Here is a 21,524-nt window from a genome sequence, read left to right as displayed (position 1 = left end):
CCAGCCCGGGTGGTGGAACGCAGACACGGCGAGCTTAAACCTCGCTGCCCCTCGGGGGCGTGCCGGTTCGAGTCCGGCTCCGGGCACCCATTCTCATCGCGGCTCCGCCCCCCCCACGGGGGAGGCGGCGTGACGAGAAGACTGGACCAGCGGTGGCATCCGGATGTCATGGCCACGCGCGGCATGTTCTCCACCGCCGATCCGCCGCCACTGCCGGCTGAACGCGGCATCGATCCGACGGCCGGGCAGGTGTGCCCGCGGGGGGGCGAGCGGCCGGAACGGCTGAGCCGCGCCCCGCCGATGGCGGCTGAGCCGCGCCCCCGCCGATGGTGCTGTTCGGCATCCTCCAGGGCCGGATCGAGGCGTGATCGAGTCGGTGGCAGCCGGCCCTCGGGGAGGCGGGTGGCCCGGCTGCCGACGCACGCGACGCCCGGGCGGGCGGCCATGGATGCCGGCGGCCGTGCGCGTGCGGATCCGGGTGCGTGCGGATCCGGGTGTCCGGGGGTGCCCGGAACTCTCTGGAGAAGATTTCGAACACGTGGTAAGTATGTGCCGCCGGTAGTCCCGTGCGGCCGCGTCTCCGGTCCGGCCCAGGGGGCGCCGCGCTCGCAGCGGGCGCCACCCGGGCGCCGTCGACGAAGGGACCTGGTGTGGAGAGCATCACGAAGAACAGGCAGCCCGCCGAGGTGCTGCGCGCCATGATCGAGCGCGCCTACGGGGCCGATCGGGTCCCGGTCGGAGACGGCTGGGCGAGCGAGCTGGGGCACGGCTGGTTCAACGTCGCCTACCGCATCCGGCTGCGTGACGGTGCCGAGGTCGTACTGAAGATCGCCCCGCCCCCCGCGGTGGAGGTGATGACCTATGAGCGCGGCGCCATGTCCATCGAACTGCACACGCTGGAGCTTCTGCGCACCCGGACCACCGTGCCGGTCCCGGCGGTCGATTTCGCGGATCAGAGCCGGGACCTGTGCGACGCCGACTACTTCTTCATGCCGTACATCGACGCGGACAACCTGGGCATCGTCGGCGAGACGCTTCCGGCCGCCGAACGCGACGCCCTCATGGGGCAGCTCGGCTCCGTCAACCGGGAGATCAACTCCGTCCGCGGCGGACACTTCGGGCCGCTGGCCGGGCCCGGCCATGCCGACTGGCGGCAGGCGTTCACCGCCCTGATCGAGGACGTCCTCGCCGACGGAGAGCGTCGCGGAGTCGACATCGGCTGGGACTACGACAGTGTCCGGGCGGTCGTGGCGGAGCACGCCGACAGCCTCGACGAGGTCACCGAACCCCGCCTGGTCGAGTGGGACCTGTGGGACAGCAACACCATGGTCCGCGACGGCAGGATCGCCTGCATCATCGACCACGAACGAGCCTTCTACGGCGACCCGTTGATCGAGGCCGGTTTCGCCGGAATCGGCATATCCGCCTTCGGCGACCCGGCACCCTTCATGCGCGGCTACGGGCACGGCGAGCTGACCGACACCGAACGGACGCGCCGCCACCTGTACTGCCTGCACCTGATGCTGGTCATGGTCATCGAGACCGTGTACCGCGGCCACGCCGACACCAAGCAGTACGACTGGGCGCGCCCCCACCTCGACGAGGTCATGGCCCTGCTCGGCCGCACCCGACGGTGACTTCCGCACGAACGACCGACGCCACGGACCACACCACCAGACTCGGCACCGACCCGGTCGGAGGGCTGCTGTGGCGCACCTGCACCCAGACCACCGCGGCCGTCGGCGTGTACGGCGTCTACGCCCTGACCAACGCCTGGTTCGTCGGCCGCGGTGTGGGCGACACCGCGATGGCCGCGGTCAACCTGGTCGCCCCGCTGCTGCTGTTGCTGGGCGCGGCGTCCACCACCGTCGGGGCGGGCGGCGCCTCCCTGGTCTCCCGTGCCCTGGGCGCGGGAGACCAGCGGGCCGCCGCCCGCGCGGCGGGCAACTCCTTCGTCCTGTTCTGGGCCTGCGCCACCGCCACCACCGTGCTCGGCCTGGCCTTCCTCGACCCGCTGCTCACCCTGCTCGGCGCCACCGGCGAACTGGGCACGACCGCCCGTCCCTACGCCGTGGTGCTGCTGGGCGGGGCCCTGGTGTCCACCGGCTTCTCCAGCCTGGTGCGAGCCGAAGGCCGCATGGGATTCTCAACCCTGCTGTGGCTCCTGCCCGTCGCCGTACAGATCACCCTCGACCCACTGCTGATCCTCGGATGCGACATGGGAGTACGGGGTGCCGCGCTCGGCACCGTCGGCGGCCAGGCCGTCTCCGCGGCGATGAGCCTGTGGTTCTTCTTCGCGCAGAGGCGGCGCCCCTACCGCATCGGTCCCCGGGACCTGCTGCCCCACGGTCCGACCCTGCGAGAGCTGCTGGGCGTCGGCCTGCCCTCGTTCCTGGCCGGAGCCGGCGTCACGCTCCTGGCCGTCCTCGTCAATGCCACTCTCGCGGCCACCGGCTCGGCCACCGCACTCGCCGCCTACGCCGTCTGCGCCCGCCTGCAGACCTTCGTGCTGATGCCGCACACCGGCATCAGCCAAGGACTGCAGCCCATAGTCGGCTACAACGCGGGCCGCGGCCTGACCGGCCGGGCGCACAAAGCCCGTGACTACGCGCTGTCCGCCTCCCTCCTGTACGGGCTGCTCACCGCCGCGGCCCTCGCGGTGCTCGCCGGGCCCCTGGCCGGTCTCTTCCTGAACGACGCCGACACCGTCACCGCCGCCGGACAGGCGCTGACGGTCATCGCGATCGGGATGACCGTCGCCGGGATCGGCCCGCTCGTCGCGGCCTACGCCCAGTCACTGGGCCGCCCCGCACCCGCGTACCTCCTCTCCCTCGGCACCCTGCTCCTGATCAAGGTCCCGCTGGTCGCCGTCCTGGGCCGGCTGGGCACGACCGGCGTGTGGACCGCGCTGGCCGCGGGCGAAGTGGCCACCGCGGCCGTCGCGCTCCTGCTGCTGCGACGCCTGCACATCACTGCGCCGAAGACTCCCTGAGGAGCTGCTCCACGTAGGAACTCAGCACCCCGGGCATGTCCACCGAACTCGGATTCGTCAGCCACTGCACCTGCAACCCGTCCATCAACGCCACGAACCCGGCCGCGGCCACCTGCGGATCCACCCCGTCCCGCAGCGCCCCCTGCTCCGCCAGCTCCCGCAGCGCCCGGCACACGTACTCCCGCGTCGCCCCGTAGTGCTCCCTGAAGTACTGGTGGGCGGGATGATCTTCGGTGATCGCCTCCGCCGCGAGACGCACGTACAGCTCCACCATGCCCGGATGCCGGGCATTGTGATCGGCCAGATCGAGCAGATGCCGCACCACCGCCCTGGGGGTGAACACCTTCGGCGCGAGCCGCGCGGAGTCCTCCTCGTCCCGGCGCTCCAGTACGGCCGCCAACAGCGCCTCACGGCTGGGGAAGTAGTAGTGGAGACCCACGTGGCTGATCCCTGCCCGCTTCGCGATCTCCCGCAACGAGGCGCCGTGAAACCCCTTGTCCGCGTACACCTCGACAGCCGTCGTCACGATCTGCTCGCGGCGCGCCCGCCCCTTCGCATACCCGTCCGAGGAGGTGGGCACCTTGGCTTCATCCGACATGCCTCCATCCTCGCAGCGGCGAGGACGCGGGTGCGCAGCGCCCGCCGTGCCGCCGTCGCCCGAGCGAGGTCCTCCGGAACTCCGTCCCAGCGCCCCGACCGGCAACCGTCGGACGGTTTCGGCCATCTCGTCCCGACCCTCATCCGGGCGCCCTCCGCCACCCGAATCCCTACGTGACGACACAACGAGAGGGACCTCGCGCGGCGGAGCCCGATGCCGCATACCGTGCGTATCTGAGGCATACCATCCAGTGCCCGACCTGCCGTGCGGGTGAACGCTGCGCGTCCGCGTCGCGTCTGGCCGAGGAATGGCGGAGGTTCCGTTGATCTGTGTGGACTGCGATCAGGCCATTCTCGGACCGGCCGTGCTGGTGTCGGAGGCGGACAGCATGTCCGGGGCGCGGGCCGATGCCTACGCCCACCCGCCCAACTCCCCGGAGTGCGTGCCCCGTACGCCCGGCAAGGCGAAGCTGCGACGCCTCATCGACGGCGGGGTGGGACCGGGGCGCGCGGGGGCGGGGTGACCGGCGTTCCCGGCAGCGCCTTCCACGGCCGTCCCGCCGGCTCCTCCGTGCCGCCCAAATTCCGGTGCGCGAAGGCGCGTTGACCGGGAGGATGGGGCGATGCGGAAGATTCCCACGCTGTTCCTGCGCGACTTCACGACCCGCCCGGCGGGCGTACTCCCCGAGGTGACGCCCGGTTGCGACTGGGTGCTCGCCGGAGAGGGCGTGGCCACCCGCAAGTACGACGGCACATGCGTACGGGTGGACGGGGCGGGGGACTGGTGGGCGCGGCGCGAGGTGCGGGCCGGGCGGGCGGCGCCCCCGGGGTTCGTGCCGCTGTCCACGGACCCGGCCACGGGGAAGACGGTCGGCTGGGAGCCGGTCGCGCTGTCGTCCTTCGCGAAGTTCCACGCGGAGGCCCTGGCCGCCGGCGGTGTACGGGAGTGGCCCCCGGGGACGTACGAGCTGATCGGGCCGAGGATCAACGGGAACCCCGAGCGCAGTGGTGAGCATCGGCTCGTCGAGCACGCCACCGCCGAGCGGCTCGACGTGGCGGTCCTGACGTTCGAGGGAGTCCGCGCACGCGTGCTCGCGCTGGCGTCGGCCGACGGGTGCGAGGGCATCGTCTGGCACCACCCCGACGGCCGGATGGCGAAGATCAAGGCCAGGGACTTCCCGGACGCCGGTGGGCGGACGGCCCGAGGCGGCGGGTGAGCCATCGCGCCGGTCCCGGTCCCGGTCCCGGTCCCGAGGTGACCGCCGAGTCGCGCCGCCGGGTTCGGGGCGGGGGAGGGGTGGTGGGCCGCCCCGCACGGCTCAGGGCCGGGGCCACGGCCGTCCGCCGAGGCGTTCGAGGTCCGAGTTGAACCGGCGGAGGTAGCCGGCGAAGGCGGCGACGTCCTCGCGCGGCCAGTCGACCATGACCCGGCCCAGGGACTCGACCGTCCCCTCGCGTTCCTCGTCGAGGATCCGGCTGCCCTCGGCGGTGATGCGGAACTTGCGGGCCATCCCGCCCGCCGGGTCGGGGATGCGCTGGACGAGTCCGGCGCGCATCGCCGCCGTGGTCTGACGGTTGAGCGTCGAGGTGTCGAGGTCGAACGCCTCGCTCAACTCCCCGATGGACATCGGGCCTTGAATGCGGATGCGGCTGAGCAGGATGTACGCGCTGCGCTCCAGGACGCCGTCCTCACGGCGGCCCTTGCGGTGGTTCAGGAGCCCGTGGCGGCTGAGCAGCATCTGCTCGTACTCGACGTCCTTGACGGCCCTGTCCATGGGTGGGATGCCTCCAGCTTCCTGCCGGGCCGGTGCGTCGGGGTCCCGGGTGGCCCGGCTCCATCCTGGCACAGGATGTGCATCGAGCACACGACATGCATAATGCAATGGGAGTGCACGATGCCCGCCCGTGTTCCGCCCTGCTCCAGCCCGCCCGATTTTCGTCCCGGACCTCCCGTCCCGACCCACATCGAGGAATCGCGTTATGGACGCCCCCCAGCCCACGGCCCGCACAGGTGGCGTGATCACCACGCTGGCCCTCGCCGGCACCGCCGCCGCGATCATGCAGACCCTGGTCACCCCGCTGATCGCCGAGCTCCCGCAGATCCTGCACACCTCCTCCTCGAACACGGCCTGGGTGATCACGGTCACGCTGCTCGTCGCGGGCGTCTGCGTGCCGGTCACCGGCCGCCTCGGCGACCTCCTCGGCAAGCGCCGGATGCTCCTGGCCTGCGCCGTCCCGCTGATCGTCGGCTCCGTGGTCTGCGCGCTGTCCTCCTCCATCGTGCCGATGATCATCGGCCGGGGTCTCCAGGGCATGGGCATGGGCATGGTGCCGCTCGGCATCGCGCTCCTCCGTGACGTGGTCCCCGCCGAGAAGCTCAGCAGCTCGATCGCCCTGGTCAGCGCCTCCATGGGCATCGGTGGCGCGCTCGGCCTGCCGATCTCCGCCGCCGTCGCCGAGTACACCAGCTGGCGGGTCCTGTTCTGGGGCTCCGCGGTGCTCGCGCTGATCGTCGCCGTACTGATCCACACCTTCGTCCCCGACGTCCCCGCCGGGGCCAAGGGCCAGCGCTTCGACGCACCCGGAGCGGTCGGGCTCGCCATCGGCCTGGTCTCCCTGCTGCTCGCCATCTCCAAGGGCGCCGACTGGGGCTGGGCCTCCGGCACCACGCTCGGCCTGTTCGCCGTGGCCGTCGTCGCCCTGGGCGTCTGGGGCTTCTACGAGCTCCGCACCCGCGACCCGCTGGTCGACCTGCGGACCACCGCCCGCCCCCGCGTCCTCATGACCAACATCTCCTCGATCCTGGTCGGCGTCGGCATGTACTCCTTCATGCTGATCGCCCCGCAGCTCCTCCAGTTCCCCGAGGCCACCGGCTACGGCCTGGGCCAGTCGATGCTCGCGTGCGGCCTCTGGATGGCCCCCGGCGGCGTGATGATGATGATCGTCTCCCCGCTCGGCGGGAAGCTGATCAACGCCCGCGGCCCGAAGATCGCCCTCGTCCTCGGCGCGCTCGTCATCTCCGCCGGCTACGGCCTCTCCCTCGTCCTCATGGGCTCCGCCTGGGGCCTGATGATCGTCGGAATCGTCATCAACAGCGGCGTCGGCCTCGCCTACGGCGCGATGCCCGCCCTGATCATGAGCTCGGTCCCGATCTCCGAGACCGCCGCCGCCAACGGGTTCAACACCCTGATGCGCTCGCTCGGTACGACCATCGGCTCGGCCGTCATCGGTGTGGTCCTCGCCCAGATGACCATCAACCTCGGCGGCCACACCCTCGCCTCCGAGGACGGCTTCCGCGTCGGCCTGACGGTCGGCTGCGGCGTCGCCCTGGTCGCCGCCGCCGTCGCCGCGTTCATCCCGGGCCTCGTCCGCCCGGCCGCCGACAAGGACGAGGCCGGCGAGGCCCCGGCCGCGAAGGCCGCCGTCGAAGCCGCCTGACGCGTCGTCCGAAGCGCTACGAGGAGGAGGGCCCCGCACACCTCGGTGTGCGGGGCCCTCCTCCTCGTGCGGGAGCCGGCGGTGTCACCGCCTGCGGTCGGGGCTCCATACGTAGGCTCCCGGGGACGTCTCGACGACCTCCCGGGGCCAGGCCCGCCGGACCTGCTCCAGACGCTCCCGGTGCTCAGCGATCCAGCCCCTGTCCGGCCGGGTCCCCCAGAGCGCCGTCAGGCGGTCCGGGTCGTCGACCTCGATCGACAGCCAACCGCAGTCCTCGTGCAGGTGGATGTCGAGACTCAGGGCGTCCTCATCGCCGAGGCGCGCCGTACCGCCCGGCGCCAGACCGGCGAGCTCCCGCTCCCAGGAGTCCAGGTCCTCCGGCATGAGGTGGAAGTCGAGCCGGGCGTCGACGAAGCCCGTGGAGGCGAGCACCTCGGCGCACAGAATGTCGTGGCCGGTCAGCACCCCCGGCTGGGACCGCCCCGTGACGCGTACGACGCAGCGGTTCCCGTCCGGATCGGCGAGGTGGACCAGGTCCACCGGAGCGGGTTCGGTCATGGGCGTGCTCGTCTCTCCCTCGGGGCGCTTCCTCTCTCGTGACGCGCTTCAGACCCCCTGCTTCGCCACGTACTCCCGCGCCGCCGCCAGCAGCTCCGTGTGCAGCGCCTCGCCCGCCGGGAGCACGCTCGGCAGCAGCGTGCGGTCGGTGAACGAGCGGAACGCGAGGGACGCGGTCACCGCGTGGTCCGGGCGGTGGACGATCTCGATCGGGTCCCCGGCGCTGATGGAGCCGGGGGTGATGACCCGCAGGTACGCACCGGTCACCGCCTCCTGGCTGAAGCGCTTCACCCAGCGCTCCTCCTGTACGTGGCCCGCGAACGTACGGCACGGGATGCGGCCGTCGGTCACCTCCAGGACCAGCTCCTCACCGATCCGCCACCGCTCGCCGACCAGCGCCTCGCTGACCTCCAGGCCCAGGGTCGTGAGGTTCTCGCCGAAGATCCCGTTCGCCAGCGGCCTGCCCAGCTTCCGCTCCCAGGCGTCGAGCTCCTCGCGGGCGTACGCGTACACCGCCTGGTCGCTCCCGCCGTGGTGGCGCAGGTCGCAGACGGTGTCCCCGGCCAGACCGCTGCCGCCGACGCCCTTCGGCCCCGGGTCGGTCACCCGCACCGGGCCCTCCACCGGGCGCTTGTCGATGCCGGTGAGGCCGTCGCGGGCGCTGGTGTGCTCGGAGTGACGGGCGATCCCGACGTTCACGGTCAGCAGATGCATGGAGCAAGGTTAGAACGCCGGACATCAAAGCCGCACGGCAATTTTTCGCGATCATCAGAAGTGACGCTTATGGTGGAGAAGTGATCGAAGCCCGTCATCTCCGCGTCCTGCGCGCCGTCGCCACCACCGGCTCGTTCTCCGCCGCCGCCCGCGAGCTGGGCTTCACCCAGCCGGCCATCAGCCAGCAGATGAAGGCACTGGAATCGTCGGTCGGGACACCGCTCCTGATCCGTACGGGCCGGGAGATGCGGCTCACCCAGGCCGGCGAGGCCCTGGTCCGGCACGCCTCCGGCATCCTCGCCGGGCTCACCGCCGCCGAGGAGGAGGTCGCCGCCATCGCGGGGCTGCGGGCGGGCCGGGTCCGGCTCGTCTCCTTCCCCAGCGGCAGCTCCACCCTGGTCCCCGGCGCCCTCGCCGCGCTGCGCGCCGAGCACCCCGGCACCCAGGTCTCGCTGGTGGAGGCCGAACCGCCCCGGTCCGTGGAGATGCTCCGCGACGGGGACTGCGACATCGCGCTGGCCTTCCGGTACGGGAACTCCGGCGGCGGTGACGGCGCGGAGAGCGGCGACGGCGACTGGAACGACCTGGTGGTACGGCCGCTGCTCGCGGACCGACTGATCGGGCTGCTGCCCGAGGACCACCGGCTGGCCGGGACGGACGCCATCGACATCGGCGAACTCGCCGGGGACCCGTGGATCGCCGGCTGCCCGCGCTGCCGCCGGCAGCTCGTGGAGGTCTGCGAGGAGTCCGGCTTCACCCCCCGTATCGACTTCGCCACCGACGACTACCCCGCCGTGATCGGACTGGTCGGCGCCGGGCTCGGAGTGGCGGTACTGCCCGCGCTGGCGATCGAGTCGGTACGGCCCAAGGGGGCCTTGACCGTGACGGTGGAGCCCGCCGTGGTGCGCGAGATCGTGGCGCTGACCCTGCCCGACCTGGCGCGGGTCCCCGCCGTTGCGGCCACCCTGGACCAGCTGTCGCTGGCGGCGGCGCGCTGATCACCCGGTTCCCCCGGTTCCGCCGGTTCCGCCGGTCCTGCCGGTCCTGCCGGTCCTGCCGACCCGGTCGGCCGGGCCGGTCCCGCTGATCGCGCGGTGACTGCGGAAGCGGTTGCGGAAACGAGTGCAGAAACGTTCCTGCGGTACGGGACGGCGCGCGCCCCTCAGTCGTGCTGCGCGCTGTCGCCCGTACCGGAGTGGGCCGCCGTGATCAGGCGGTTGCGGGCGCGGCCCATCAGTTCCTCGCGTTCGTCCTCGGTCAGGCCGCCCCACACCCCGTAGGGCTCGCGGACCGCCAGCGCGTGGGCGGCGCACTCGGCGCGTACCGGGCAGCGCATGCACACCTCTTTCGCCGAGGTCTCGCGGGCGCTGCGGGCGGCTCCGCGTTCGCCCTCGGGATGGAAGAACAGTGAACTGTCGACCCCTCGGCAGGCCGCGAGCAGCTGCCAGTCCCACAGGTCCGCGTTGGGTCCGGGAAGGCGGGAGAAATCTGCCATTGCTTGTCCCCTCGAAACCATGCTCTGCCGGAGACGTCGTCCCGGCAGTCGCAGTCCGTCGTCGTCCGTCGGTGGGCCGATCCTCAGTTCCCCGGTCCCTCGGTGCCTCGGGTTCTCGGGGGCTGAGGCGTGACCGTACATCTATGGTCGTAGTAGATGTAAATATGACTGATTGCGAATCTAGTCACAGACACCAGCAAAAGGGAAGAAAACCCGCCAAATAGGGCACGTCAACCGGTGAAGTTTCGGTTGAAGGGTGAAGCGCCCGCGTCGATCCGCTCCGTGTGTGCGACCTCACGTAGAGTGCCGAACCCTACGGTCCGACCCGTAACTCTTTCGAGTGACCATCGTTGAGAGTGCGGAGGCGGTTGGCGACTAACCGGCTCGGGCACATGTCCGAGGGGGTCAACCGCACAGGTGACGACTTGTATCAGCCTGGAGGCTCAAGGTGACGCGCATCAGCTGCGGAGGACGGTCATGACATCCGTCCTCGTCTGCGACGACTCCCCGCTCGCCCGAGAGGCGCTCCGTCGCGCGGTTGCGACCGTGCCCGGCGTCGAGCGTGTGACGACGGCGGCCAACGGCGAGGAAGTACTCCGCCGCTGGGGAGCCGACCGTTCGGATTTGATTCTGATGGACGTCCGCATGCCCGGCCTGGGAGGTGTGGAGACCGTCCGACGGCTGCTCTCAGCCGACCCCGGCGCCCGGATCATCATGCTGACGGTCGCCGAGGACCTGGACGGTGTCGCGCTCGCGGTCGCCGCCGGTGCCCGCGGCTATCTGCACAAGGACGCCTCGCGCGCCGAGCTGCGGGCCACCGTGACCCAGGCGCTGGCCGACCCGACGTGGCGGCTCGCCCCGCGCCGGCTGCGGTCCGCGGAGATGGGCGCGGCCCCCACGCTCACCGCACGTGAGATCCAGGTGCTCGAAGGCATGAGCCACGGCCGGTCCAACGCGGAGATCGGGCGCGAGCTCTTCCTCTCCGAGGACACGGTCAAGACCCACGCCCGCAGGCTCTTCAAGAAGCTCGGCGCCTCGGACCGTGCCCACGCCGTGGCGCTCGGATTCCGCTGGGGCCTGGTGCGCTGAGCCGTGCCGTCCCCGACGTGCCGGAATCGTCCCCGTCCGCGGACCCGCGGACGGGGCGACGGAGATCACCGGCGGGGCGGCCCGCCCACGGCGAGCCGGGTCGCGGCGGCGGTGGGTGACGCTTCCCGGCCGATGACGCATCCTTGAGCTGTGGAGTTCCTCAGGAACGACGATTCGGACCAGCGGATCCAGCGGAAGGGGAGGGCGCAGGACATGACATCCGGCGCACCCGCTCGTAACGCTTCGGTGCACAACTCGGAACGCGATGGCGCGGACCGGTCGGCACCGAGGCACCATGGTCCGATGCGTGACGACGAGACGACGGTGATCGCTGCCCTGGTGCATCGGGCCGCGGACGGCGACGCGCAGGCGACCCACGACCTGCTGGCCCACGTACACCCCCTCGCCCTGCGGTACTGCCGGTCCCGGCTGAACCGGCTGCCCGGCGACGCTCGTCACTTCGTCGAGGACCTGGCGCAGGAAGTCTGCGTCGCCGTACTGATGGCGCTGCCCCGCTACCGCGACACCGGCCGCCCCTTCGAGGCGTTCGTCTTCGCCATCGCCGGACACAAGGTCGCCGACCTCCAGCGCGCCGCGATGCGCCACCCCGGATCCACGGCCGTCCCGTCCGACGAGATGCCCGAGCGCCCCGACGACTCCCTCGGCCCGGAGGAACGCGCCCTGCTCAGCAGTGACGCGGCCTGGGCCAAGAAGCTCCTCGCCAACCTCCCGGAGAACCAGCGCGAGCTGCTCGTCCTGCGGGTCGCGGTCGGCCTGACCGCCGAGGAGACCGGACAGATGCTCGGTATGTCCCCGGGTGCCGTACGCGTCGCCCAGCACCGGGCGCTCAGCCGGCTGCGGGCCCTGGCCGAGCAGTGACTTCGGACGCACCCGCGTCGGCGTCTCCCGCCCGGACCCCCCGGTTTCCCGGGCGTCCCGGGCTTCTGTAGGAATCTACGGAGGCGCTCGACGATCTTGGTCGTGGAATGAGACACCCCCGAAGGCCGTTAGCATGGACATCCGCACCGATCAAGACCATTTGGGGAAGGTGTCATGACTGCAAACGTCGACGGAGTGCCTGAGAAGTTCGCGACGCTCGGGCTGACATACGACGACGTGCTGTTGCTGCCGGGCGCGTCGGAGGTCCTGCCCAACGCGGTCGACACCTCGACCCTCATCTCCCGCAACGTACGCGTGAACATCCCCCTGCTCTCGGCCGCCATGGACAAGGTGACCGAGTCGCGGATGGCGATCGCGATGGCCCGTCAGGGCGGCGTCGGTGTGCTGCACCGCAACCTCTCGATCGAGGACCAGGTGAACCAGGTCGACCTGGTCAAGCGGTCCGAGTCCGGGATGGTCACCGACCCGATCACCGTGCACCCCGACGCCACCCTCGGCGAGGCGGACGCGCTCTGCGCGAAGTTCCGCATCAGCGGCGTGCCGGTCACCGACCCCGCGGGCAAGCTCCTGGGCATCGTGACCAACCGTGACATGGCCTTCGAGTCCGACCGTTCGCGCCAGGTGCGCGAGGTCATGACGCCGATGCCGCTCGTCACCGGAAAGGTCGGCATCTCCGGCGTGGAGGCGATGGAGCTGCTCCGCCGCCACAAGATCGAGAAGCTGCCGCTGGTCGACGAGGCGGGCACCCTCAAGGGGCTCATCACGGTCAAGGACTTCAAGAAGGCCGAGCAGTACCCCAACGCCGCCAAGGACGCCGAAGGCCGTCTGCTGGTCGGCGCGGCCGTCGGCGCCAGCCCCGAGGCGCTGGACCGCGCCCAGGCGCTCGCCTCCGCCGGGGTCGACTTCCTCATCGTCGACACCTCGCACGGCCACAACAGCAACGCCCTCAACTGGATGGCGAAGATCAAGTCGAGCGTCGGCATAGACGTCATCGGCGGCAACGTCGCCACCCGCGACGGCGCCCAGGCGCTGATCGACGCCGGCGTCGACGGCGTGAAGGTCGGCGTCGGACCCGGCTCGATCTGCACCACCCGTGTGGTCGCCGGCATCGGCGTCCCGCAGGTCACCGCGATCTACGAAGCCGCTCTCGCCGCCCGCGCGGCGGGTGTGCCGGTCATCGGCGACGGTGGCCTGCAGTACTCCGGCGACATCGGCAAGGCGCTCGCCGCGGGCGCGGACAGCGTGATGCTGGGCAGCCTCCTCGCGGGCTGCGAGGAGTCGCCGGGTGAGCTGATGTTCATCAACGGCAAGCAGTTCAAGTCGTACCGGGGCATGGGTTCGCTGGGCGCCATGCAGTCCCGCGGCCAGGGCCGTTCGTACTCCAAGGACCGGTACTTCCAGGCCGAGGTGTCCTCGGACGACAAGCTCGTGCCCGAGGGCATCGAGGGCCAGGTGCCCTACCGCGGCCCGCTGGCGAACGTCCTCCACCAGCTCGTCGGCGGCCTGCGTCAGACCATGGGTTACGTGGGCGCCGAGACCATCGACCAGATGGAGAGCAAGGGCCGCTTCGTACGCATCACGTCGGCGGGTCTCAAGGAGAGCCACCCGCACGACATCCAGATGACGGTCGAGGCACCGAACTACAGCAGGAAGTAGCACCGGGCACGGTGCGGGAGGGGCGGACCGGGGTTCCCCGGGCCGCCCCTCCCGCGTGTGTCGGGGATACTGGTCAGCGCAGACGTAGAGGGAAAGGCCACACATCGTGACTGAGATCGAGATCGGGCGCGGCAAGCGCGGCCGCCGGGCATACGCATTCGACGACATCGCTGTCGTACCGAGCCGCAGGACCCGGGACCCGAAGGAGGTCTCGATCGCCTGGCAGATCGACGCCTACCGCTTCGAGCTGCCGTTCCTGGCCGCTCCCATGGACTCCGTGGTCTCCCCGCAGCACGCCATCCGCATCGGCGAGCTCGGCGGACTCGGCGTGCTCAACCTGGAGGGTCTGTGGACCCGCCACGAGGACCCGCAGCCGCTGCTCGACGAGATCGCCGAGATGCCGGTCGAGACCGCGACCCGGCGCCTCCAGGAGATCTACTCCGCGCCGATCCAGGAGGAGCTGATCGGGCAGCGCATCAAGGAGGTGCGCGACTCCGGTGTCGTCACCGCCGCCGCGCTCTCCCCGCAGCGCACCGCCCAGTTCTCCAAGGCCGTCGTCGACGCCGGGGTGGACATCTTCGTCATCCGCGGTACGACCGTCTCGGCCGAGCACGTCTCCGGTGCCGCCGAGCCGCTCAACCTCAAGCAGTTCATCTACGAGCTGGACGTCCCGGTGATCGTCGGCGGCTGCGCCACGTACACCGCGGCCCTGCACCTGATGCGCACCGGCGCGGCGGGTGTCCTGGTCGGCTTCGGCGGCGGCGCCGCGCACACCACCCGCAACGTCTTCGGCATCCAGGTGCCGATGGCGACCGCCGTGGCGGACGTGGCGGGTGCCCGCCGCGACTACATGGACGAGTCCGGCGGCCGGTACGTGCACGTCATCGCGGACGGCGGCGTCGGCTGGTCCGGCGACCTGCCGAAGGCCATCGCCTGCGGCGCGGACGCCGTGATGATGGGCTCCCCGCTGGCCCGCGCCACCGACGCCCCGGGCCGTGGCCGCCACTGGGGCATGGAGGCCGTCCACGAGGACGTGCCGCGCGGCAAGCTGGTGGACCTCGGCTCGGTCGGTACGACCGAGGAGGTGCTGACCGGCCCGTCGCACACCCCGGACGGCTCGATGAACATCTTCGGCGCCCTGCGCCGCGCGATGGCCACGACCGGCTACAGCGACCTCAAGGAGTTCCAGCGCGTCGAGGTGACGGTGGCGGACTCGCAGCACCGCCGCTGACCGCGTTCCGCGCGGTTCCGCGCGGTTCCGCGCATACGGAGAGGGCCCCGACCACATGGGTGGTCGGGGCCCTCTCCGCATGCCGGGCGGTCGGCCGGTCAGTCGGAGATCTTCTTGGCGGCGGAGAACGACGCGAACGCGGCGATCGCGAAGAAGACGACGCTGAGGAAGTCGGCGTCCGCCTTCCACGCCTCCTGGAGCACGCCGAAGTGCTCGAAGAACATCTGCGAGACGGAGACCGGGAGGTGCTTGGAGGCGATGATCGCCTCGCCGAGCAGCTGGCCGAAGTAGACCGAGGCGAGGGAGAACAGGGCGGCGGCGAACGGCAGCACGGGGTTGCGGCCGCCGGCCTTGCCGGCCGCCCAGCCGGTGACGAGGCCGACGACGACCGCCGCGTAACCGAACTCGCGCTCGGTGGCCCCGATGATGGCGCCGTAGATCGCCCCGATCACGGCGGCGGTGCCGAGCGACGCGAGCAGGCCGAGGGCCAGGTTGTTGCGGACCGGACCGGCGATCGGCGCGAACGGCACCCCGGGGTACTGGCCGGGCTGCCCCGGCTGCGCGGGCCAGGGGGTGCCGGGCTGACCGGGCTGCGCGCCCGCGAAGGGGTTGCCGGTGGGCGCGCCCGGCGCGGGGACGACCGGCGCTCCCACCGGCGGACCGGCCTGTGCCACGGGTGCCCCGACGGGCGGTGCCACGGGGGCCCCGGTGGGCGGGGGCACGGGCGCTCCGGCCGGGGGCGCGACGGGCGGGGCCGCCGGAGCCGGTGCCTTGGGCGCCTCGGCCGCGTACGGGTTGTCCGCGACGGGCCGGCCGTCCTCGGGCTGCTGGGGCCGGCTGGGCGGCGGCACGGACTGGCTCATGGTGGAAATCCCCCTGGGACGGATGCGCGCACGACGGTGCGACGGATACGCACGGTTGTGCGAAGGTGACGCCAGAGGCTAGCAGCCGCCTGTGACAGCGCCCACCGGGATTCCGGGACCGCCCCGCGCCCGGGCACGGTCCCGCCCGTCACAGCCGGTGCGCGGCCCCCGCCGGAGTGGCCCCCCGGGTGTCGAGCAGCAGCTGCGCCTTCACCGCGAGGCCCTGGAGGTCGTACGTGCGGTGGTGCTGGAGGAGCAGCGTCAGGTCGGCGGCGGCCGCCGCCTCGTACAGCGAGTCGGCGCGGGGCACCGGGACGTCGCGGACACGCCAGTCCAGGACGTGCGGGTCGTGGTAGCCGATCTGGGCGCCCAGGTCCATCAGCCGGCTCGCGATGTCCCGGGCCGGGGCCGCCTCCTGGTCGGCGCTGTCCGGCTTGTAGGTGACGCCGAGGAGGAGGATGCGGGCGCCGCGCACCGACTTTCCGTGCTCGTTCAGCAGGGTGGCGCTGCGCCGGATCACATAGCTCGGCATGCGGTCGTTGATCTCCTGCGCCATGGAGACCAGGCGCAGCGGCGGGCCGGGAGCGTGGCCGGCGTACGGGGCGCTGCCCGGGTCCAGGGCGACGCCGTGGCCGCCGACCCCGGGGCCGGGGCGGAACGGCTGGAAGCCGAAGGGCTTGGTCTCCGCGCACCGGATGACGTCCCAGAGGTCCACGCCGAGCTCGTGGCAGAGCACCGCCATCTCGTTGACGAGGGCGATGTTCACGTGCCGGAAGTTGGTCTCCAGCACCTTCGTCATCTCGGCCTCGCGCGGGCCCCTGGCGCGTACCACCTTGTCCGTGAGCCGGCCGTAGAACGCGGCGGCGGACTCGGTGCAGGCGGGGGTGAGGCCGCCGATGACCTTCGGGGTGTTGGCGTAGGTGTGGGTGCGGTTGCCCGGGTCCAGGCGGCCGGGGGAGCAGGCGAGGTGGAAGTCGCGGCCCGCGCGCAGCCCGGACCCCTCTTCGAGCAGCCCGCGCAGGAAGTTCTCGGTGGTGCCCGGGGGTACGGGCGATTCCAGCAGCACCGTGGTGTGCGGGCGGAGCCGGGCGGCCAGGGCCCGGGCGGCGTCGCCGAGGGCGGTGAGGTCGACGGTGCGGTCGGGCCCGAGGGGGGTGGGGGAGCAGATCACCGCGGTGCGCACCCGGCCGAGTTCGGTGGCGTTGGTGGTGGGGCGGAAGCCGCGGGAGAGCATCCTGCGGACCTCGGACGCGGTGAGCGAGCCCTCGACCGGGGTGCGCCCCGCGCCGAGATCCGCGTACGGGCGCGGATCGGTGTCGTAGCCGATGGTGTCGATACCGGCGGCGACCGCTGCCTGCGCGAGGGGCAGGCCGAGGTGACCGAGGCCGATGACCGCGAGGTCTGCGGGCATGCGAGGGCCGTCCTTCCCATAGGACCATGAGGACCGAAAGCGCAACTGCTGTGGACCGCGCGATGTCAGACTAGGCGTAAATATGACCTGTATGTCGCATTTATGTCGCACAGAATGATGGCTGTCATCCGTGGCGACCGGGAGCGTTGTCCACAGGCGGTGGCTGAAGTCGCCGTGCGCGGACAGAATCGGGAACGTGGGCACGGCCGCTCCGGCCGGACGGAACCCGGACACGTCGTCCGGGCGCCCGCCCACCCCGATCCACCGGGAGGCAGAGTTGAGGACATCGACACTGGGACCCGCCGAGCGCTCCGAGGCGCTCGCCGCGATGGCCGAACGCGAACTGGACGTACTGGTCGTCGGCGCGGGCGTGGTCGGCGCGGGGACGGCGCTGGACGCCGCCACCAGAGGGCTCTCCACCGGACTCGTGGAGGCGCGCGACTGGGCCTCCGGCACCTCCAGCCGGTCCAGCAAGCTCATCCACGGCGGCCTGCGCTATCTGGAGATGCTCGACTTCGCCCTGGTCCGCGAGGCGCTCAAGGAACGCGGCCTGCTGCTGGAACGCCTCGCCCCCCACCTGGTGAAGCCGGTGCCGTTCCTCTACCCCTTGCAGCACAAGGGCTGGGAGCGGCTGTACGCGGGCTCCGGCGTCGCCCTCTACGACGCGATGTCCCTCTCCTCCGGACACGGCCGGGGACTCCCCGTCCACCGCCACCTCTCCCGCCGCCGCGCCCTGCGCGTGGCCCCCGCGCTCCGCAAGGACGCCCTGGTCGGAGCCCTCCAGTACTACGACGCCCAGATGGACGACGCCCGCTACACCGCCACCCTGGTGCGTACCGCCGTGAGCTACGGCGCGCACGCGGCGAACCGCGCGCGGGTCTCCGGATTCCTCCGGGAGGGCGAACGCGTCGTCGGCGCCCTGGTCGAGGACGTCGAGACCGGCGGCCGGTACGAGGTCAGGGCCAAGCAGGTCGTCAACGCGACCGGCGTGTGGACCGACGACACCCAGGCGCTGATCGCCGAACGCGGACAGTTCCACGTCCGCGCCTCCAAGGGCATCCACCTCGTCGTGCCCAAGGACCGCATCCACTCCTCGACCGGGCTGATCCTGCGGACCGAGAAATCCGTCCTCTTCGTCATCCCGTGGGGCCGCCACTGGATCGTCGGCACCACCGACACCGACTGGAGCCTCGACAAGGCCCACCCGGCCGCCTCCAGCGCTGACATCGACTACCTCCTCGAACACGTCAACACCGTGCTCGCCACCCCACTGACCAGGGACGACGTCGAAGGCGTCTACGCCGGGCTGCGCCCGCTGCTGGCCGGCGAGTCGGACGCGACCAGCAAGCTCTCCCGCGAGCACACCGTCGCGCACCCGGTGCCCGGCCTCGTGGTGGTCGCGGGCGGCAAGTACACGACGTACCGCGTGATGGCGAAGGACGCCGTGGACGAGGCCGCGCACGGCCTCGACCAGCGGGTCGCCGAGTGCGTCACGGAGGACGTACCGCTGCTCGGCGCCGAGGGGTACCGCGCCCTGTGGAACGCCCGCGCCCGGATCGCCGCCGCCACCGGCCTGCACGTCGTCCGGGTGGAGCACCTACTCAACCGGTACGGCTCCCTCGCCGAGGAGCTCCTCGCGCTGATCGCGGAGAACCCCGCGCTGGGCGAGCCGCTGCCCGCCGCCGACGACTACCTCGCCGCCGAGATCGTCTACGCCGCCTCGCACGAGGGCGCCCGCCACCTCGACGACGTCCTCACCCGGCGGACCCGGATCTCCATCGAGACCTTCGACCGGGGCACCCTCAGCGCCCGCGTCTGCGCGGAGCTGATGGCCCCGGTGCTGGACTGGGACGCGGACCGGGTCGACCGCGAGGTGGAGCACTACGAGAAGCGGGTCCAGGCCGAACGGGAGTCGCAGCGCCAGCCCGACGACCTCACGGCCGACGCGGCCCGGCTCGGCGCACCGGACATCGTGCCGATCTGACGGCCAGGGCCGGCGGTCCGGTTCGGTCCGGGCCGGTCGTGCCGATCCGGCTGTCCGGACCGTGCGGACCGGCCGTCCGGTCCGGCCGTACCGAACTGACGGGGTGTCGCGAGGCCCCGGCGGCCGGGGCATGGGAGGGCGAGGAGGGGGCACCCGACCGTAGGCGGCGGGGGTGCCCGGCGCCGGGGCGGGGGAGCCGCGCCCCACGCCCGGTAAGCCCTTTCCCCGGCCCCGTCGAGGCCGACCGCGGACCCGGAACCAGAACCGGTCCCGGGGTGAGGGACAATGGACGCTCTGCCAGGGCGGGTTGATCGCAGAGGGGACGCATGTCGGAGGCGGAGCAGGCAAACGGGCCCCAACGGGACACCGAGGGACGTCTTCTCGCGGGACGGTACCGGCTGGGGAAGGTGCTCGGCCGGGGCGGTATGGGTACCGTCTGGCGCGCCGAGGACGAGACCCTGGGCCGTACGGTCGCGGTGAAGGAACTCCGGTTCCCCTCGGCCATCGACGACGACGAGAAGCGCCGGCTGATCACGCGCACCCTGCGTGAGGCCAAGGCGATCGCGCGCATCCGCAACACCAGCGCCGTCACCGTGTTCGACGTCGTCGACGAGGACGACCGGCCGTGGATCGTCATGGAGCTCGTCGAGGGCAAGTCCCTCGCCGAAGTGATCCGCGAGGACGGCACACTGACGCCCCGACGGGCGGCCGAGGTCGGCCTCGCCATCCTCGACGTGCTGCGCTCCGCGCACCGCGAGGGCATCCTGCACCGGGACGTGAAGCCGTCCAACGTGCTGATATCCCAGGAAGGCCGGGTCGTCCTCACTGACTTCGGCATCGCCCAGGTCGAGGGCGACCCGTCGGTGACCTCCACCGGCATGCTGGTCGGCGCCCCCTCGTACATCTCGCCGGAGCGCGCCCGCGGCCACAAGCCCGGACCGCCCGCCGACCTCTGGTCGCTCGGCGGCCTGCTCTACGCGAGCGTGGAAGGCAGCCCGCCCTACGACAAGGGCTCGGCCATCGCGACGCTGACGGCCGTGATGACCGAACCGCTCGACCCGCCGAAGAACGCGGGCCCGCTGACCGACGTCATCTACGGCCTCCTCACCCGCGACCCCGAGCAGCGGCTCGACGACGCCGGTGCGCGCGCCCTGCTCACCGCGATCGTCAACGCCCCGGAGAAGCCGCCCGCCGACGCCACCCAGGTGATGGCCGTACCCACCGGGGTGGGCCCGGCCCCCTCGGACGGCAGGACCGGACCCGGTCCCGACGCGCGGACCCCCGTCTCCTCGCCGACCGGCGAGGGAACCAGGGACCGGCTGCGCGGCGCCCTGCGCTCCGTACGGAACTCGAAGGCCGCCGGTGTGGCCGGAGCGGCTGGTGCGGCCGGGGCGGCCGGTGCTCCGAGCGCCTCCGCCGCGACCCCGGCGGGCGCGTCCACCGGTGGTGCTGCCGCCGGCGGTTCCGCCGGTGGTTCCGCCGCCACCCGCCCCGCCGCTGCCGCCGGTACGGCCGGAAAGGCCGGAAAGGCCGGCGCCCCGGGCGCCGTCACGGCCTCGGCCTCCGGCGGAGTGCCGCCGCGCACCCCCGGCGCGTCCACCCGCGCCTCGCTCACCGACGTGGTGCCGCGCCGGACCCTCGCGATCATCGCGGGAGTCGTGGTGCTCGCCGTCGTCGGTACCGTGCTCGCGCTCAGCCTCGGCGGCGGGGACGACCAGGACGGCAAGGGCACGGCCACCCAGGGCACCGCGGCGGGGTCCACCGGCGGGGCCGACGCCTCCGGCAAGGGCGACGACCGTACGGACGGGCAGGGCGGGTCCGGCGACTCCGCGGCTCCGTCCACGGCCGGCACCGCCTCGGCCTCCGCCTCCTCGTCCGGCAAGGACGGCGGGGACGGCAAGGACGGCGACGGTGGCAAGGACGGCAAGGACGACAAGGGCGGCAAGGACGACGACGCGCTGCCGGCCGGGTACAAGACGGTCAGCGACAGCCGTTTCCACTTCACCATGGCGATGCCCGCCGCCTACCGGCTCACCGCCATCGCGGGGTCCAACTCGGGCGGCATCTACAACGCGTCGAAGGGCAGCTTCCCGCGCGTCCAGGTCGACTACAACAGCTCGCCCGGCAAGGACGCCGCCGCGGCCTGGTCGGCGGCGGTCGCGGGGGTGAGCGCCGCGAGCAACAACTACAAGCACATCGGCATCAAGAGGGTCGAGTACAACGGCTACCCGACCGTCGCGGACTGGGAGTTCGAGCGCACCCAGAACGGCGAGCGGGTGCACGTCCTCAACCGCGGCTTCCGCGCCGACTCGACGCACGGCTACTCGATCATGGTGAGCTGCCCGGCCGCGAAGTGGAGCGAGGACGAGTGCCGCACCCTGCGGGAGACGGCGTTCGCCACCTTCGCGCCGAAGGACTGACGCAGGGACCGACGAAGGACCGACGCCGGACCGACGAAGTACCGAGGCTGTCCGGTGACCGCCCTCCGGGGCGGTCACCCCACTGCTCCCGGCGGTCCGGTCCACCCGGGTTGGGGCGACCCGGACACGCCGCCGCGTCCCGCCACGTATCGTAAGAGTCCGAGAACCGTTCGCAG

The 21,524-nt window shown here is 72.1% G+C and carries 19 protein-coding genes and 1 tRNA gene; 13 read left to right on the top strand and 7 right to left on the bottom strand.

The window, feature by feature from the left end:
* The first annotated feature begins 3 nt into the window (after positions 1–3).
* The 3 genes from ACWCWD_RS17700 to ACWCWD_RS17690 all read left to right on the top strand — a co-directional run bounded on the left by ACWCWD_RS17700 (position 4) and on the right by ACWCWD_RS17690 (position 2,992).
* Positions 4–86, top strand: a tRNA-Leu gene (locus ACWCWD_RS17700).
* Between the two features lie 564 nt (positions 87–650).
* Positions 651–1,637, top strand: coding sequence for a phosphotransferase family protein (locus ACWCWD_RS17695; protein ID WP_450773729.1), 987 nt, complete (start codon positions 651–653; stop codon positions 1,635–1,637).
* On the top strand, positions 1,634–2,992 hold the full coding sequence (locus ACWCWD_RS17690; protein WP_450773728.1) for an MATE family efflux transporter: 1,359 nt from the start codon (positions 1,634–1,636) through the stop codon (positions 2,990–2,992). The genes ACWCWD_RS17695 and ACWCWD_RS17690 overlap by 4 nt, the downstream gene beginning before the upstream one ends.
* On the opposite strand, the gene ACWCWD_RS17685 is transcribed toward ACWCWD_RS17690, so the two are convergent.
* Positions 2,970–3,590 carry a TetR/AcrR family transcriptional regulator gene (locus ACWCWD_RS17685; protein ID WP_450773727.1) on the bottom strand — a complete coding sequence of 207 codons (621 nt, stop codon included), beginning with the start codon at positions 3,588–3,590 and terminating at the stop codon, positions 2,970–2,972. The genes ACWCWD_RS17690 and ACWCWD_RS17685 overlap by 23 nt on opposite strands.
* A 331-nt stretch (positions 3,591–3,921) precedes the next feature.
* On the opposite strand from ACWCWD_RS17685, the gene ACWCWD_RS17680 reads away from it, so the two are divergent.
* Positions 3,922–4,113: a hypothetical protein gene (locus ACWCWD_RS17680; RefSeq protein WP_450773726.1), complete on the top strand. Its 192-nt coding sequence runs from the start codon at positions 3,922–3,924 to the stop codon at positions 4,111–4,113.
* A gap of 99 nt (positions 4,114–4,212) precedes the next feature.
* Positions 4,213–4,806 carry a hypothetical protein gene (locus tag ACWCWD_RS17675; RefSeq protein WP_450773725.1) on the top strand — a complete coding sequence of 198 codons (594 nt, stop codon included), beginning with the start codon at positions 4,213–4,215 and terminating at the stop codon, positions 4,804–4,806.
* Positions 4,807–4,908: 102 nt separating this feature from the next.
* Here ACWCWD_RS17675 and ACWCWD_RS17670 read toward each other — a convergent pair whose 3' ends face one another.
* The gene (locus ACWCWD_RS17670; protein WP_450773724.1) at positions 4,909–5,364 is read right to left on the bottom strand and encodes a MarR family winged helix-turn-helix transcriptional regulator; all 456 of its coding nucleotides are present in this window, start codon (positions 5,362–5,364) and stop codon (positions 4,909–4,911) included.
* Positions 5,365–5,569: 205 nt separating this feature from the next.
* On the opposite strand from ACWCWD_RS17670, the gene ACWCWD_RS17665 reads away from it, so the two are divergent.
* Entirely contained in the window at positions 5,570–7,027 is a 1,458-nt protein-coding gene (locus ACWCWD_RS17665) for an MFS transporter (RefSeq protein WP_450773723.1), read from the top strand.
* Between the two features lie 84 nt (positions 7,028–7,111).
* On the opposite strand, the gene ACWCWD_RS17660 is transcribed toward ACWCWD_RS17665, so the two are convergent.
* Both ACWCWD_RS17660 and ACWCWD_RS17655 read right to left on the bottom strand, forming a co-directional pair.
* A complete protein-coding gene (locus ACWCWD_RS17660) occupies positions 7,112–7,585 on the bottom strand; it encodes a DUF5959 family protein (protein WP_450773722.1) in 474 nt (157 codons plus the stop codon).
* 48 nt (positions 7,586–7,633) lie between these two features.
* Positions 7,634–8,299, bottom strand: a complete 666-nt coding sequence (locus ACWCWD_RS17655; RefSeq protein WP_450773721.1) for an MOSC domain-containing protein — start codon at positions 8,297–8,299, stop codon at positions 7,634–7,636.
* Positions 8,300–8,379: 80 nt separating this feature from the next.
* On the opposite strand from ACWCWD_RS17655, the gene ACWCWD_RS17650 reads away from it, so the two are divergent.
* Positions 8,380–9,297, top strand: a complete 918-nt coding sequence (locus ACWCWD_RS17650; RefSeq protein ID WP_450773720.1) for a LysR substrate-binding domain-containing protein — start codon at positions 8,380–8,382, stop codon at positions 9,295–9,297.
* A gap of 164 nt (positions 9,298–9,461) precedes the next feature.
* On the opposite strand, the gene ACWCWD_RS17645 is transcribed toward ACWCWD_RS17650, so the two are convergent.
* Positions 9,462–9,794, bottom strand: a complete 333-nt coding sequence (locus ACWCWD_RS17645; RefSeq protein ID WP_450773719.1) for a WhiB family transcriptional regulator — start codon at positions 9,792–9,794, stop codon at positions 9,462–9,464.
* A gap of 477 nt (positions 9,795–10,271) precedes the next feature.
* Between ACWCWD_RS17645 and ACWCWD_RS17640 the strand changes: the two genes are divergently transcribed.
* The 4 genes from ACWCWD_RS17640 to ACWCWD_RS17625 all read left to right on the top strand — a co-directional run bounded on the left by ACWCWD_RS17640 (position 10,272) and on the right by ACWCWD_RS17625 (position 14,670).
* Positions 10,272–10,883 carry a response regulator transcription factor gene (locus ACWCWD_RS17640; RefSeq protein WP_003948568.1) on the top strand — a complete coding sequence of 204 codons (612 nt, stop codon included), beginning with the start codon at positions 10,272–10,274 and terminating at the stop codon, positions 10,881–10,883.
* A gap of 303 nt (positions 10,884–11,186) precedes the next feature.
* Positions 11,187–11,762 carry a sigma-70 family RNA polymerase sigma factor gene (locus tag ACWCWD_RS17635; RefSeq protein WP_450773718.1) on the top strand — a complete coding sequence of 192 codons (576 nt, stop codon included), beginning with the start codon at positions 11,187–11,189 and terminating at the stop codon, positions 11,760–11,762.
* 174 nt (positions 11,763–11,936) lie between these two features.
* Positions 11,937–13,439 (top strand): IMP dehydrogenase, encoded by a 1,503-nt coding sequence (gene guaB, locus ACWCWD_RS17630; protein WP_450773717.1) that lies wholly within the window; start codon positions 11,937–11,939, stop codon positions 13,437–13,439.
* A 106-nt stretch (positions 13,440–13,545) separates the two neighbouring features.
* A complete protein-coding gene (locus ACWCWD_RS17625; RefSeq protein ID WP_018101158.1) occupies positions 13,546–14,670 on the top strand; it encodes a GuaB3 family IMP dehydrogenase-related protein in 1,125 nt (374 codons plus the stop codon).
* A 98-nt stretch (positions 14,671–14,768) separates the two neighbouring features.
* On the opposite strand, the gene ACWCWD_RS17620 is transcribed toward ACWCWD_RS17625, so the two are convergent.
* Both ACWCWD_RS17620 and ACWCWD_RS17615 read right to left on the bottom strand, forming a co-directional pair.
* Positions 14,769–15,533: a hypothetical protein gene (locus ACWCWD_RS17620; protein ID WP_450773716.1), complete on the bottom strand. Its 765-nt coding sequence runs from the start codon at positions 15,531–15,533 to the stop codon at positions 14,769–14,771.
* 148 nt (positions 15,534–15,681) lie between these two features.
* Entirely contained in the window at positions 15,682–16,944 is a 1,263-nt protein-coding gene (locus ACWCWD_RS17615) for a nucleotide sugar dehydrogenase (protein ID WP_327177530.1), read from the bottom strand.
* A 277-nt stretch (positions 16,945–17,221) separates the two neighbouring features.
* On the opposite strand from ACWCWD_RS17615, the gene ACWCWD_RS17610 reads away from it, so the two are divergent.
* The gene (locus ACWCWD_RS17610; protein WP_450773715.1) at positions 17,222–18,928 is read left to right on the top strand and encodes a glycerol-3-phosphate dehydrogenase/oxidase; all 1,707 of its coding nucleotides are present in this window, start codon (positions 17,222–17,224) and stop codon (positions 18,926–18,928) included.
* Positions 18,929–19,254: 326 nt separating this feature from the next.
* Positions 19,255–21,348 carry a serine/threonine-protein kinase gene (locus ACWCWD_RS17605; RefSeq protein ID WP_450773714.1) on the top strand — a complete coding sequence of 698 codons (2,094 nt, stop codon included), beginning with the start codon at positions 19,255–19,257 and terminating at the stop codon, positions 21,346–21,348.
* Positions 21,349–21,524 lie beyond the last annotated feature (176 nt).

It is taken from the genome of Streptomyces sp. NPDC001493 (genome assembly GCF_053597235.1).
The sequence above is the reverse complement of the archived record's forward strand: the minus strand, read 5'-3'. Positions and strand labels throughout refer to the sequence as shown.

Coding starts and splice junctions, on each gene's coding strand:
- ACWCWD_RS17685 (WP_450773727.1), bottom strand. CDS start 3,590: ATGTCGGATGAAGCCAAGGTGCCCACCTCCTCGGACGGGTATGCGAAG.
- ACWCWD_RS17675 (WP_450773725.1), top strand. CDS start 4,213: ATGCGGAAGATTCCCACGCTGTTCCTGCGCGACTTCACGACCCGCCCG.
- ACWCWD_RS17670 (WP_450773724.1), bottom strand. CDS start 5,364: ATGGACAGGGCCGTCAAGGACGTCGAGTACGAGCAGATGCTGCTCAGC.
- ACWCWD_RS17665 (WP_450773723.1), top strand. CDS start 5,570: ATGGACGCCCCCCAGCCCACGGCCCGCACAGGTGGCGTGATCACCACG.
- ACWCWD_RS17660 (WP_450773722.1), bottom strand. CDS start 7,585: ATGACCGAACCCGCTCCGGTGGACCTGGTCCACCTCGCCGATCCGGAC.
- ACWCWD_RS17655 (WP_450773721.1), bottom strand. CDS start 8,299: ATGCATCTGCTGACCGTGAACGTCGGGATCGCCCGTCACTCCGAGCAC.
- ACWCWD_RS17645 (WP_450773719.1), bottom strand. CDS start 9,794: ATGGCAGATTTCTCCCGCCTTCCCGGACCCAACGCGGACCTGTGGGAC.
- ACWCWD_RS17640 (WP_003948568.1), top strand. CDS start 10,272: ATGACATCCGTCCTCGTCTGCGACGACTCCCCGCTCGCCCGAGAGGCG.
- ACWCWD_RS17635 (WP_450773718.1), top strand. CDS start 11,187: ATGCGTGACGACGAGACGACGGTGATCGCTGCCCTGGTGCATCGGGCC.
- guaB (WP_450773717.1), top strand. CDS start 11,937: ATGACTGCAAACGTCGACGGAGTGCCTGAGAAGTTCGCGACGCTCGGG.
- ACWCWD_RS17620 (WP_450773716.1), bottom strand. CDS start 15,533: ATGAGCCAGTCCGTGCCGCCGCCCAGCCGGCCCCAGCAGCCCGAGGAC.
- ACWCWD_RS17615 (WP_327177530.1), bottom strand. CDS start 16,944: ATGCCCGCAGACCTCGCGGTCATCGGCCTCGGTCACCTCGGCCTGCCC.
- ACWCWD_RS17605 (WP_450773714.1), top strand. CDS start 19,255: ATGTCGGAGGCGGAGCAGGCAAACGGGCCCCAACGGGACACCGAGGGA.